This window comes from Treponema zioleckii (genome assembly GCF_014737315.1).
GTDB lineage: Bacteria > Spirochaetota > Spirochaetia > Treponematales > Treponemataceae > Treponema_D > Treponema_D zioleckii.
In genome coordinates this window covers 14927-27080 of sequence record NZ_JPUF01000053.1, presented here as the reverse complement: position 1 = coordinate 27080, position 12154 = coordinate 14927, and the positions used below count along the sequence as shown (strand labels likewise).

Sequence of the window (12154 nt, the reverse complement as noted above, 5' to 3'; positions counted from 1 at the left end):
AAAAAAAATTGTCGGAACGAGAGCAAAAAAACGGCTTTTGTGAACGTTTGCAAGGTGAGCCGCTTTGCGGCGTTAATAAGTTTTCCTTACACCTTGCACCGCGTGAACAAAAACGTTTTTTTTTGCGGTAGTGCAGACAATTTTTTACAATGGTAAGCTTACAATGCGAAAGCCCCTGAACTCGTTAAGTCTATCATAGAGTTTTCTTAAAAATCATTCTGTAAAAAGTTTGATTTTTTCGGTTTATGGTGCAAGATTTTTGTATCCCAAGCTTATTTTATTTACAGTGGTCGGAGGCAAATGTAAAATAAAATAGCAGATGAAAACAAAAAAAATGCTTTTTTCACACAAGGTAGTTTTGGCCTTTTCAGGCATTGTTCTCGCCCCACTCCTTCTTTTGTACGGAGTGACAATTGCATTGGTGTACAAGCAGACCGTAAACAGCCTTGCTTCACTTTGCAGCCTCGAAGTTCACATGAACGAAGAAAAAATTTACGAAAATATACAGTCTCTTGAACTCATAGACAAAATGATACGTGCGAATCGGGATTTAATCCTTTTTATAACCTCTCCCGAAAACCGCAGCGAAGACGACGTTATCCGAATTGTAAAAGACGAAAGCCTTACTCTGGAACGCATTCTTTCTGTTGAACCGCTGATTTATGCGATTCGCGTTTTTTCAAAAAACAATCTCGTTCCAGAACGATTTCCAGTAATTTTGCATGCGGAGCGAGAAAGCCTTGCCGAACTTTCAGAATGGGAATTCAACTACAAAGCAAAATTCATTCCTTACATGGATTCCCAGTCGTCCAATTCGGTCTGCCTTACAAGAGAACTTTCCAACGGACGAAAAACCGTGGGCTGGATTCAGCTTGCAATGCGTATGGAAAATTTCTTTCCTTTTCTGCACAGAAATTCGGTTCCTTACCAGCGGGATTTTGTCCTCCGGGTTTTTAAAGACAGCACCGGAAAAAGATTCAGCCAAGTTCGATGCGAAAGAAAAAAACACAAAGAAGGAATGCTTTCTGAATCCGACCTTAAAAATTTGGAAAAATATTTTTTTAAGGAAAATCCCAAAGAAACATTCACAACAAAATTGAACGGTGCAAATACAGTAATCGCATGGCGTTACCTTCCAAAATTGGGAATCGTCATTGCCCACAGCTGCGAAATGGCCATGGTAAAAAAATATGAAATTTCCATGTTTTTTATTTTGATTGCAATGCTGTTCGTTGGCTTCGGATTTTTCAGCATCGTGCGCTACACCGCAAACCGTCTGTTCAACGGCATTTATTCAGTCATGGGCGGAATGCAAAAAGTCAATTCCGGCAATCTGAGCGTACAGATTCCTGTAGACGGCATGAACGAAGTGCGTGAAGCACAACTCACTTTTAATGCCATGACAAGGCAGCTTTCCGCACAAATCGAGCAAATACGAACGGAGCAGCAACTCATTGCCGACACAGAAATGAAAGCCATGCAGAATCAAATAAACGCACATTTTCTCTACAATGTGCTGGAGACAATCCACATGCAGGCAGTTCTCGCCGACAACGAAGACATTGCCGAAAGCATTCTCATGCTCGGAAAAATGCTGCGCTACTGCCTGCGCTGGCGAATCCACACGGTGGCTTTGGAACAGGAAATGGAATACATTCAGTCTTACGTTTATATTTTGAATTTGCGAAATGACTACGAAATCACTCTGGAATTTGACATTCCACAAGATTTACGAAAAATAAAAATTCCAAAAATGATTCTCCAGCCATTTGTGGAAAATTCTTTTATCCACGGAATCGAGCCGCTGGCCCAAAGCACAAAAGTGTGCATTTACACAGAAGCAGGCGACACAGAAAACAAAATCTGGCTTTGCGTGCGTGACTACGGCTCTGGCATGAGCGAAACCAGACTCAAAGAAATCCGCACTTATCTTGACGACGAAAAATACGAACGTGACAGTACGGGAAGCATCGGAATCAAAAATATCCAGCAGCGGCTGTCACTTTTTTACGGCCCGGAATTTAAACTTGAAATAAAATCTGAACTGAACAAAGGAACGGTTGTACGCATTCCATTGTTGATTAAGGGAGAAAAACATGCCGAAGATTCTAATAGTTGATGATGAAAAATTGATTCGAGCTGGAATCAAAAAAATGCTTTCAAACAACTACGAAAACTCAGTCGTATTCCTTGAGGCAAAAAACGGAATCGAAGCACTTGAACTGTGCAAAACAGAATTTCCCGACGTAATGCTCACAGACATCCGTATGCCAGGAATGGACGGAGTTGAATTGATGCAGAACGTTTCTGAAATGGAAAAAAAGCCCGGAATTATCGTTCTTTCAGGCTTCGATGATTTTTCTTACGCAAAAGCCGCAATCGAAAACGGGGCGAGCAGCTATATTTTAAAACCAGTTGACTCTCAAGAACTTATAAAAGCCGTTAACAAAGCTCTTGCAGGCATTCGCCGTGACATTCAGACAACAAAAACGAAGAAAAATTCCGCACGCTTATAAACGAAGGTCATCTTTCAGAAGATATTGCTGCCGACATTGCAAGTTTTGCAAAAAGCGGGATGCACTGCGTTTCGCTATGCTCAAACATGCGCGACTCATCCCGGTTCGATTTTTTGGACGGAATAACTCACTACGTAATTGAACAAAAACGAGGATACATAAGTTTTATCGTTTCAAAAGACCTGCTGCAAAAAGTCGTTTCGCATCCGTCGCTGCCAGAAAGCTGCGCCTTGGGAATTTCCCTTGTTTCAAGAAATGTCTCTGATTTGCGTCATCTTCGAAGGCAATCATTCTGCGCGCTGCTGCAAAAATTTTTTACAAAAGAGCCAAAAAGCATATTCCGATTTCCAGAAGCAAAGGACAGCCCGGATTTTTCGGAGTTTGACGTAAATTATGAAAAAATAATCGCCAATCTCGATTTGCTAAACGAAGCAGAAGTAAGAAAATCTGTGCAAAACTTTTTGGATTTTGAGACAATCGAAAGCGAAGTGCCAGAAGAATTTCTCTACTACGCTTACAACAAAATCACCACGGGACTTTTTGTCAGATACCCAAAATTCACTTCGGGCGAAAACTACTTGTATTCAAAAAGCCTAATGATTGAAAACATCATCTCGGCCCGCACATTAAAAGAATGGAAAGCCTATGTCCTCGACTACATTCTGTATCTTTTGGAGATTCTCAAAAATCGGCAGACAAAATATCCGTACATTACGACTGCCGTTCAGTACATAAGGGAACATTATCATCAGAACATCACAATGGCAACCGTAGCAAATTACGTCAGCATGAATTACACATGGTTCAGCGAAAAATTTAAAGAACAAATGGGGGTAAATTTTAATGAATACCTAAAGAGATTCCGCATGGAACAAGCAAAACACCTGCTCGAAAAAGGAACGTTCAGAGTATACGAAGTCGCCGAAAAGTGCGGCTTTAAGGACGTAAAACACTTTATGAAATCTTTTAGGGAATTAAACGGAATGAGCGCCCGCGAATACGGAAAACTCTACAGCCAAGAACATTAGACCTGTACGGAAACCTATGTTTCCTCCATGTCTATGCGAGTTTTTTCAGGCTAAAACCTTGCAAAAACTCAGTTTTTGATGGAAGGTGTTCGAAAAACTGAAGTTTTCGAACGCCACTATTAAAAAATAAGATGCTTCGGCTGATTCAACGGAATGGTAAGCGTAAATTCCGCCCACTTGCCTTTTTCGCTGGCAGCCGTAAGTGTTCCGTAATGCGCTTCCGCAATTGTTCTTGCAATCGCAAGGCCAAGCCCATAGCCGCCAGTTTTTCGCGCACGAGAAGTGTCGGAACGGTAGAATCGCAAGAAGATTTTCTCCAAATCATCTTTGTCAATTCCGTGGCCGGTATTATAAACTTTTAAAACAGACTTTTGATTTTCGTTAAAAGCCTTTACGCGGATAAGCGCACCTTTGTCAGAATTCTTAATGGCATTATCAACAAGAATGATTATTACCTGCTTTAAGTGAGGCTCGTCGCCAAAAGCCGGCATTTTCTCAGGAAGCTCAAGCTCCAGAGTTTTTCCGTCCTCAAAAATTACGCTTTCAAACGGAAGAACCGCATTGTTGATAGAAGAAGCAAAATCAAACGGAGCAAAATGATATTCAACTCGGTCTGCATCGTTTCTGGCAAGCTGGAGCAAACTCTTTACAAGATAGCCCATTCGCTCATTTTCTGCCTTAATGTATTGAAGCCAGCGGTTATCGCCAATATCGGCCATAAGAACGTCAATATTCGCACTAATTACGGCAATAGGAGTTTTTAGCTCATGCCCGGCATCCGCAACGAACGTTTTTTGTTTTTCAAAGGCACTTTCCACAGGCTTAACAATCACAACAGAAATTCCCCATGCAAAAAGGAACGCCAAAACAATGCTCAAGAGATAAATAACCAGACTATAGATGTACAATTGCTTTAGCGTGTTCATTTCGGCACTTCTGTCAATAAGACAAATAAGCCTGGTTTCATCAGGATAATTCCTTACGAGATAAGCAATTCCACTGCTTACACCACGTTTCTTTTCAGAGGAAAGTATTTTTTTTACAATCGAACTTATCTCATCGTTAGAATAGCTGAGCGGAAAATCCTTTATGATTTCGGTAACGGCACCGGAACTCGCAACCCTGACTGAAAAATAGTTACGATTCATCGCTCCGTCAAATCTAAGCTGAAACGGCAAATAAACCATATCACCATCGGAATTGCCGATATCAACCGATGAATAAAAATCAGCGGTATGAGAAGTGTAAGCCTCAAATGAATAATGGTAGCCGGTCTGAGTTTTAAATTCAGTATTGTATAAAATAGACGGCGAAAAGGCGATTTCTGCATCTTCGTCAGATGTTTTTTCAGGCTTATTGTAAGATTCAGGCAAGCCGAATATATCATCCGAACCGAACTCAAATGATTCGCCTGTCAATATCTCGACAAAATCTTTTAGCTGCTCGTTTTCTTCAACATCGTCATTTAAACTCGCATTTGGAGACTCAAATTCAGCCGTATTGGCAGTATTGCCCGCACCAATAAAAAGCTTATGAATGTCAGCATTATTAGGAAGCGGACGATGACCACCGTTATCAGCAAGCATTTCAAGAAAATTAAGGCTTTTAACGTTGGTCATTTTTGTAAGAGATAAATTCAATACGAATATAATCACGGCAAGAATGAACATCAGTACCAAAACGATACCAAAAATCATTTTTACGCGCAGCTTTTGAATAACTGTCATATATCAAGCAAACCAGTTCGCGAACTCAGAAATCCTAGCGGGTCTCGTCCTCAAGAGAATAACCGATTCCTCGTGCAGTGCGGATTCGGATTCCAACTTTGAGGTTTTCAATTTTCTTGCGGATGAACGAAATACAAACTTCTACGTTGTTATATTCAGCGTTCGAGTCACCGCCCCAGATTTTCTCGATAATCTGCTCTTTCGTAATAATCTGGTGAGGATACTCAAAAAGAAGGTCAAGAATCTGATATTCCTTGAGCGAAAGTTTGATTGCGCTGCCGTCAGCAGACTGAAGCTCGCAATTTTTCTTTGAAAGCGTCAAATCACCAAAAGTAATTGAATCCTCTTTAAGCTCGCCCTTTCGTCTTGTAAGAGAACGAACGCGCGCCAAAAGTTCTTCCGTTGCAAAAGGTTTTGTAAGATAATCATCGGCACCTGCGTCAAGACCAGCAACACGATCCGAAATGTCATCTTTTGCTGTTAAAAGAAGAACAGGAACGTTGTTGTGATTTTCACGGAGTTTTTTCAGGATAGAAATTCCGTCAAGTCCAGGAAGCATAATATCAAGAATAACCGCATCATAGTTTCCAGACTCCGCATATTTTAATCCGTCAGTTCCGTTAAGAATTGCATCAATTCCAATCCGATTTTTCTTAAAAATCTCGACCAAAGCCTGTGAAAGGCCTTCTTCATCTTCAACAAGTAAAATTCTCATTCCTCTATTATGCCACGTTTCCATAACAATAACTCTTAATTTTATGCTAAACTTATCTTAAATAACAAATTATTATAATAAAATCTTTAAAATCTCGAATTAAATATCAAATTTGTATAAAAATCATTAATTTTTATTTAAAATTAATCATCCATTAAAATCTGCTTAAATTGTTGCAAAAAAAATGAGGGCTGAGCTTCAGGGGATTCGGTTCGCTAACGCCGTGACGCTCAGAATCATTTTTTGTCACATTCTAATAATCAGTTCAGGGCATCCATAAAAAATGAAGTTTTTAGAGGTTCACTTTATTCACTTCGAATTAAAAAAAATCTCATTATAAAACATTGTACAAGGATTTTAGAAATTCTATAATTCTACATCTTTCAAAGTTTCAGGAGAAAATCCATGGCAAAAATTCAGATGAAAAACGCAATCGCTGAACTTGACGGCGACGAAATGACCAGAGTTCTTTGGGCAGTTATCAAAGAAAAACTTCTTGAGCCTTTTGTCGATTTGAAAACCGAGTATTTTGACCTCGGACTAAAAAACCGTGATGACACAGACGACAAAGTTACCTACGATTCGGCTGCCGCAATAAAACGGCTAAAAGTTGGCGTAAAATGCGCGACAATCACCTCGAACGCAGCAAGAATGAAGGAGTACAACTTAAAACAGCTCACTCGCTCCCCAAACGGAATTATCCGTGAAGAGCTTGACGGAACGGTTTTTCGTACGCCAATCTTTGTAAAAAACATCAATTGCTCCGTAACGTCATGGAAAAAACCAATTGTTCTCGGAAGACACGCTTATGGCGATGTTTACAAGAACTGCGAAATGAAAGTTGACGGTCCCGGAAAGGCAGAGCTTGTCTTTACGAGCGCAGACGGAAAAGAAATCCGAAAGACGATTCAGGAAATGAAAGGACCTGGAATCTTGCAGGGAATCCACAATATGGATTCTTCCATTGAAAGTTTTGCCCGCTGCTGCATGTCTTACGCACTCGACCAGAAAATCGACTGCTGGTTCGGCGCAAAAGACACGATTTCAAAGGTTTACGACGGAAACTTCAAGGAAATCTTCCAGAGAATTTACGAAACTGAATTTAAAGATAAATTTGAAAAAGCAGGAATCTCATATTTTTATACTCTGATTGACGATGTTGTTGCACGAGTTATGAAGTCTGAAGGCGGATTGCTCTGGGCTTGCAAAAACTACGACGGCGACGTTATGAGCGACATGATTGCCTCTGCCTGCGGTTCACTCGCAATGATGACTTCTATTCTCGTTTCCCCGAACGGCGAGTTTGAATACGAAGCTTCTCACGGAACTGTTCAGAAGCATTTTTACCGCTATCAGGCTGGCGAAAAAACTTCTACGAATCCAGTTGCGCTCATTTTTGCATGGACAGGCGCGCTCGCAAAACGGGCTGAGCTTGACGGAACTCCGGACCTTGCCGAGTTTGCAAAAAAACTCGAAAAGTCAACTCTCGACGTTATTGAGGAAGGCATTATGACTGGTGACCTTGCGAGATTGGCTGAGCCTGCGGCAAAAAAGATTGTGAACTCATGGGAGTTCATTGACACCGTTGCGGCAAGATTGTAAGAAAACACATCTGTAAAAGATGCACAAAAAATTCATAAATTCCGAGCCGACGCAACAACAACATTGCGAACGGCTCGGAATTATTAGACCAGTTCGGAAAGCTGAAGTTTTCGAACACCTCTATTATTTTAATACGCCTCCCCACGGAATCCCGCAATTTTTGCAAAGTTTCTGATATTCAGATTCCTCTTCTTTTGTCGCTGCGGTAACAAAAAAAGTGCAATCTTCCGGCAAAGTGATTTTTTTGCTTGGTTCGTCCGCATTTTTTTCGGAATGAACAAAATCACTTTCCACGCGCAAAGCCTGATTCGAAACACCGTCGCGGCTGTCTATAACGCTGATTCCGTCGCCTGCAACGAGTTTGCAAACGTCGGCAATGTGAGTAAAATGCGTGCATCCCAAAATTATCGTGTCACAGTCATTTTTCTTAAAAAAATCCACCGCAGGTTTTATAGCCGCTTTTTTTTCTTCGAGAGTCGCCGTAAAAAAGTCATGCTCAATAAAAGACACCAAATCCGGGTCTCCGCGATTGACGACTACGCAATCGCTCGCAAAATCCTCGGCAAGCTTTTTTGAATACGGATGATTTACTGTAGCATTCGTCGCAAGAAGCCCAATCCGCTTGTTTTTGCTCACTTTTGCGGCAAGCTTTATTGCAGGAACCGTGCCGACAATCGGAATTGACGGAAAAGCCGACCTTAAAGTTTCGAGAGAAGTTACCGAAATCGTGTTGCAAGCCACAACAATTGTACGTGGATTCCAATTCTCAATAATTTTTTTGATTGCCTCGGACGCACAATCCGTAACTTCCTGTGCAGATTTTTCGCCATACGGAAAATGAATCGTATCGCCAAGAAAAACGCACCGAGCGTCAGGATTTTTTTGTTTGAGTGCAAGCATATACGGCACTCCGCCAGTTCCAGAGTCCAAAAAAGCAAAGTCAATTCTGTTCATAAAATTTTTCTCGTAAAATTAGCGTTCGATGTATCAGTTTCCAAACAGGGAAGCAAAGGCATTTCGTGCATTCTGAGCCTTATCGTCAGTTTTTTTGTCCGCAGAGAAAGTACGTTTTACCGAAAACGAATCGCAAAAATTCGCACGTTCCTTGTCTTTTACCAGTTCGTCAACAGTTTCGTGGCAGTCGTAGTGGCTACCTGGCGCATAAAAAACGCAATTTTTGCAAGAGTGCAAATCCGCCCCGCATTCACAAACTGAGCTTCGCGTAATTTCTGCAAGTTTTATTTCTGATTTACATTTCCAGCACATAAAAACAGTTTAAGGTTTCCAGAACATTATTACAACACCCAAATATGTGGATTTAGGGATTCTGAATCACGAACTTGCCAGTGCAAAAAAATTGTCTGCTTGTAACAATGCGAAATTCCTGATGTGGATTCTGAATTACTGACAAAATCGACTTGCATAAGCTATAATGATTTTATGTATTCATCAAACATTTGCCTTCACCCAGGTTGCATGAAAACCGCGCTCTCAAATTTTGACGAGAACGGCGAGATTTTGGAAGCGAACAGCTACTGCTACAAACATCATCCTGCCCCGGAGGACATAAAAGCCAAAATTTACAAGTACATTCAGGAGCACGATAAAATCGTCGGTCTGAACGCAAACGGACTCACATTCAAAAATATCGATTTGACCAACAAGCGATTTTACGGCTGTTGCTTTCATCACTGTATTTTTGCGGGAATCCGTTCAACGGGCTTCAGAAGCAGAATCAGCTCTTTTGACTACGCAGTTTTTACGGACTGCAACTTGATTAAAAGCAACATGCAATACACATCGTTTGCGGGTGCAAAATTTATCCACGTGCTTTTTACGGGAAGCGACATGATTCTTGATAATTTTACAGGGCTTTCCTCTTTTCAGTCCTCGTTCGATGATTCAGATTTGTATTCTTCAAGATTCATAAACGCAAAGCTCGTTGACACCTCAATACGAAACTGCAATATCCGGCAGACAATTTTTTACAATCTTGAACAGCAGAATGTTTCGTTTCGAATGTCAAACACAAAAGAAGCGAATTTTGATGAAAAAGGAAGCGCTCTTTTTATGGGCGATGACGATTATGACAAATCAGCAATTTGATTTTGAATTTTAAGTGCGAAATTTGGAGAAAACGATGAAGATTTATTTTCACATGAACCTTAATAAAATCTCAAACTGCTACGTGGTCGTTAACGAAGTGGACAAAAAGGCAATTATCATCGACCCTGGAAAAATAACCACAAAAATAATCGACCAGATTGAGGATGAAGGGTATGAACTTTGCGCCGCATTGATAACTCACAATCATTCGGGACACACACAGGGGCTAAAAACGCTCCGAAAGATTTATGACTTAACGGTTTACGCCGCAGACGGATTTATTGCAGGAGCCGCAACACGAGTTATCCGCGGAGACGGTACAATAAAAGCCGCCGGCCTTAATATAAGCTATTTTGCTTTGCCAGGGCACAGCGCTGATTCAATTGTCTACAAAATCGGCAACGTGCTTTTTACAGGCGACACAATCGAAAACGGCCTAATAGGAAGCACTTATTCAAATTACGCAAAAAAAATGCTCATAACAGGAATCAGGCAAAAGATTCTTACGCAGCAAGACGATACGATTATCATGCCTGGACACGGGCCGCTAAGCACGGTCGGAGCCGAAAGCATGTTCAATACGGAAGTTTCGGAGCGGTAGCCCGCTCAGAATCCTCGCCCCGCGTTTAGAATATGAGCCAGACCCGCCCGGCATTGAGTCCCCAACGGTCATTCACGTATTGGTCAAGCAATGTCGCGGCAGACACAAAACCTTCAGCCTTTTTAGAAAGCACATAATCAGAAAGTTCACCCATTTTTGGGCCACTAAGTCGCCATGAGGCACGCTCCATATAATAATCGCTACAAGCCGCAACCGGCTGCTGAAGCATATACGCCATAAACTCATTCTTCATAAGATAATCATCTTTTGTCTCGTAACGAAGATTCGGCAGATACAAAAAGATATTCATCAAAAAATCCAAATAAGAGGAATCCACTGTATAGTAAAGAGAAGCCACGGTGTTTCTAAAATCAGCATCCACGAAGAAAATTCCATGCCAGCCTTCGTGAGCAATGAACATTCTTCGCTGCTCAACAGTTGATTCTTTTGAAATCGAAATAACCCCGCCGTCCCCTGCCAGCACTTCTCCGCCATCGCCAATTTTTAACACGCCGTTTTCGCAAAGAATTTCTTTTAGCAAAAGTTCGCGCTCGTTCAACGGAAAATGACGAACTCTAGCAGTCTCAAAAAAGTTTGCAAGACTTTCCGCACGATAATCGTGGGCATTGTAACCGTGAGCGGTCTTCAAAAATTCATCATCCATAAGTTTTCCGCAATAGCCATGCTTCTCAACAAAAAAGGCAAGACGACTAAAAAATTCATTCTGAATCTCGTAGTTCGCAGTGTCAAAAATCAAAATATTTTCAAAACGATTCCATTCAAAAAGTTCATAATCAGTTCCGCGCCAATTGTTCTGGCTCCAGTTAAAAATAAGCCCTGGGTCAACGCGAATCGGCTTGGTCGGGTTGTGCGAAATTCCTACGTACGAAGTAAGAATTGAAGAATCCGACGCACGCAACAGAATCGAAGAAACCGAAGCCGCGTTCTCGCTGATTTCGACCGGAGAAAAAGGATTTTTTGCAGCGGCAAGAGGAATCACAGCCTCGTAAGAAGTGTCATTTTCGCCAGAATGCCACAAAGAAAACCTTTCGCCGCCAATAGAAAGTCTCACAATATCTTTTGAAGAATTTTCCTTGAACGTTACGGCCAGCTCTGGCATTACCGACTGGTACGACGAAACGGACGAAAAAGCCATTGACGCGCCGCTCAAGTCGGTGGCAGAAACGGTCGGCGAAATCAAACCGCCGTTAGGCGCGAATGCAAAAACCGGAATTTGTGAACGGAAATCAAATCCCACGGTCGCACGCACGACCGCTGTTGACTCAACAACAAATTTTGAGGCCGAACGCACAAAAAAACCAACCGGAAGCTCATCAGAAATACTTCGGTGACGTTCCATGCAAAAAATCACAGAAAAAGACGAAGTTGCAAAATCTTTTAAATCTGCCGAAACTAGAGGTCTAGGGGCAATATTCTTAAAATCCCCCTTGTCGCCGTAATCTCCGGCATACAAAAATCCAATTTCGAGCACAGTCCCGTTTTGAATTTTTTTTGAAGAAAATTTTGTACCGTGCAAAGTCAACTGAAGGGCCGCATCGCCATTCTGGTTGTAGAATCTTTTTAAAAGTTGCTGCTGCTCAATCGAAAAAGTAAAAATATGAGTTTCGCGAAAAGCCGCCTCTTCCAAGTTTTGAGGTTCAGCGGAATCAGGAATCGAAAGAACAACAGGCTGTCTGTTAAAGCATGAAGTGAATAGAAAAAGGAAGAAAATCGATATTTTAAAATTTTTAAGAAGTTTTCTCATAGTTTTTCCGAACAACCTTTTTTAAAGTAATCTCAAGTTCTAGATTTGTCACATTCTATAATTTTACGACAATACTTTCAAGTAGGAATAAGAA

At 41.3% G+C, this 12154-nt stretch carries 11 protein-coding genes; 6 read left to right on the top strand and 5 right to left on the bottom strand.

All coding sequences use genetic code 11. From position 1 onward, the window contains the following. The first annotated feature begins 334 nt into the window (after nucleotides 1–334). From JI65_RS12815 to JI65_RS12805, 3 genes are all read left to right on the top strand, one after another. Nucleotides 335–2119 (top strand): sensor histidine kinase, encoded by a 1785-nt coding sequence (locus tag JI65_RS12815; RefSeq protein WP_191017274.1) that lies wholly within the window; start codon nucleotides 335–337, stop codon nucleotides 2117–2119. Continuing rightward, the gene (locus tag JI65_RS12810; RefSeq protein WP_191017272.1) at nucleotides 2097–2516 is read left to right on the top strand and encodes a response regulator; all 420 of its coding nucleotides are present in this window, start codon (nucleotides 2097–2099) and stop codon (nucleotides 2514–2516) included. Before JI65_RS12815 ends, JI65_RS12810 begins: the two co-directional genes overlap by 23 nt. Nucleotides 2517–2629: 113 nt before the next feature. Then, nucleotides 2630–3544, top strand: coding sequence for a helix-turn-helix transcriptional regulator (locus JI65_RS12805; protein WP_191017270.1), 915 nt, complete (start codon nucleotides 2630–2632; stop codon nucleotides 3542–3544). A gap of 119 nt (nucleotides 3545–3663) precedes the next feature. Here JI65_RS12805 and JI65_RS12800 read toward each other — a convergent pair whose 3' ends face one another. After that, a complete protein-coding gene (locus JI65_RS12800) occupies nucleotides 3664–5271 on the bottom strand; it encodes a sensor histidine kinase (RefSeq protein ID WP_191017268.1) in 1608 nt (535 codons plus the stop codon). Nucleotides 5272–5305: 34 nt separating this feature from the next. Further along, a complete protein-coding gene (locus JI65_RS12795) occupies nucleotides 5306–5986 on the bottom strand; it encodes a response regulator transcription factor (protein ID WP_191017265.1) in 681 nt (226 codons plus the stop codon). 405 nt (nucleotides 5987–6391) lie between these two features. Between JI65_RS12795 and JI65_RS12790 the strand changes: the two genes are divergently transcribed. Further along, nucleotides 6392–7588 (top strand): NADP-dependent isocitrate dehydrogenase, encoded by a 1197-nt coding sequence (locus JI65_RS12790; RefSeq protein ID WP_191017263.1) that lies wholly within the window; start codon nucleotides 6392–6394, stop codon nucleotides 7586–7588. A 123-nt stretch (nucleotides 7589–7711) separates the two neighbouring features. Here JI65_RS12790 and murI read toward each other — a convergent pair whose 3' ends face one another. Together murI and JI65_RS12780 are read right to left on the bottom strand one after the other, a co-directional pair. Then, on the bottom strand, nucleotides 7712–8542 hold the full coding sequence (gene murI / locus JI65_RS12785) for a glutamate racemase (RefSeq protein WP_191017261.1): 831 nt from the start codon (nucleotides 8540–8542) through the stop codon (nucleotides 7712–7714). A 33-nt stretch (nucleotides 8543–8575) separates the two neighbouring features. After that, a complete protein-coding gene (locus tag JI65_RS12780) occupies nucleotides 8576–8854 on the bottom strand; it encodes a hypothetical protein (RefSeq protein ID WP_191017259.1) in 279 nt (92 codons plus the stop codon). 123 nt (nucleotides 8855–8977) lie between these two features. Here JI65_RS12780 and JI65_RS12775 point away from each other — a divergent pair, with 123 nt between their 5' ends. Continuing rightward, on the top strand, nucleotides 8978–9694 hold the full coding sequence (locus tag JI65_RS12775) for a pentapeptide repeat-containing protein (protein ID WP_242457245.1): 717 nt from the start codon (nucleotides 8978–8980) through the stop codon (nucleotides 9692–9694). 34 nt (nucleotides 9695–9728) lie between these two features. Then, on the top strand, nucleotides 9729–10295 hold the full coding sequence (locus JI65_RS12770) for an MBL fold metallo-hydrolase (protein WP_191017257.1): 567 nt from the start codon (nucleotides 9729–9731) through the stop codon (nucleotides 10293–10295). 25 nt (nucleotides 10296–10320) lie between these two features. Here JI65_RS12770 and JI65_RS12765 read toward each other — a convergent pair whose 3' ends face one another. Next, a complete protein-coding gene (locus JI65_RS12765) occupies nucleotides 10321–12060 on the bottom strand; it encodes a hypothetical protein (protein WP_191017254.1) in 1740 nt (579 codons plus the stop codon). Between the last annotated feature and the right edge of the window lie 94 nt (nucleotides 12061–12154).

Excerpts from the sequence above, each read along its gene's own strand:
- JI65_RS12815 (WP_191017274.1), top strand. The coding sequence starts at position 335 with ATGCTTTTTTCACACAAGGTAGTTTTGGCCTTTTCAGGCATTGTTCTC.
- JI65_RS12770 (WP_191017257.1), top strand. The coding sequence starts at position 9,729 with ATGAAGATTTATTTTCACATGAACCTTAATAAAATCTCAAACTGCTAC.
- JI65_RS12795 (WP_191017265.1), bottom strand. The coding sequence starts at position 5,986 with ATGAGAATTTTACTTGTTGAAGATGAAGAAGGCCTTTCACAGGCTTTG.
- JI65_RS12800 (WP_191017268.1), bottom strand. The coding sequence starts at position 5,271 with ATGACAGTTATTCAAAAGCTGCGCGTAAAAATGATTTTTGGTATCGTT.
- JI65_RS12780 (WP_191017259.1), bottom strand. The coding sequence starts at position 8,854 with ATGTGCTGGAAATGTAAATCAGAAATAAAACTTGCAGAAATTACGCGA.
- JI65_RS12765 (WP_191017254.1), bottom strand. The coding sequence starts at position 12,060 with ATGAGAAAACTTCTTAAAAATTTTAAAATATCGATTTTCTTCCTTTTT.
- JI65_RS12790 (WP_191017263.1), top strand. The coding sequence starts at position 6,392 with ATGGCAAAAATTCAGATGAAAAACGCAATCGCTGAACTTGACGGCGAC.
- JI65_RS12810 (WP_191017272.1), top strand. The coding sequence starts at position 2,097 with ATGCCGAAGATTCTAATAGTTGATGATGAAAAATTGATTCGAGCTGGA.
- murI (WP_191017261.1), bottom strand. The coding sequence starts at position 8,542 with ATGAACAGAATTGACTTTGCTTTTTTGGACTCTGGAACTGGCGGAGTG.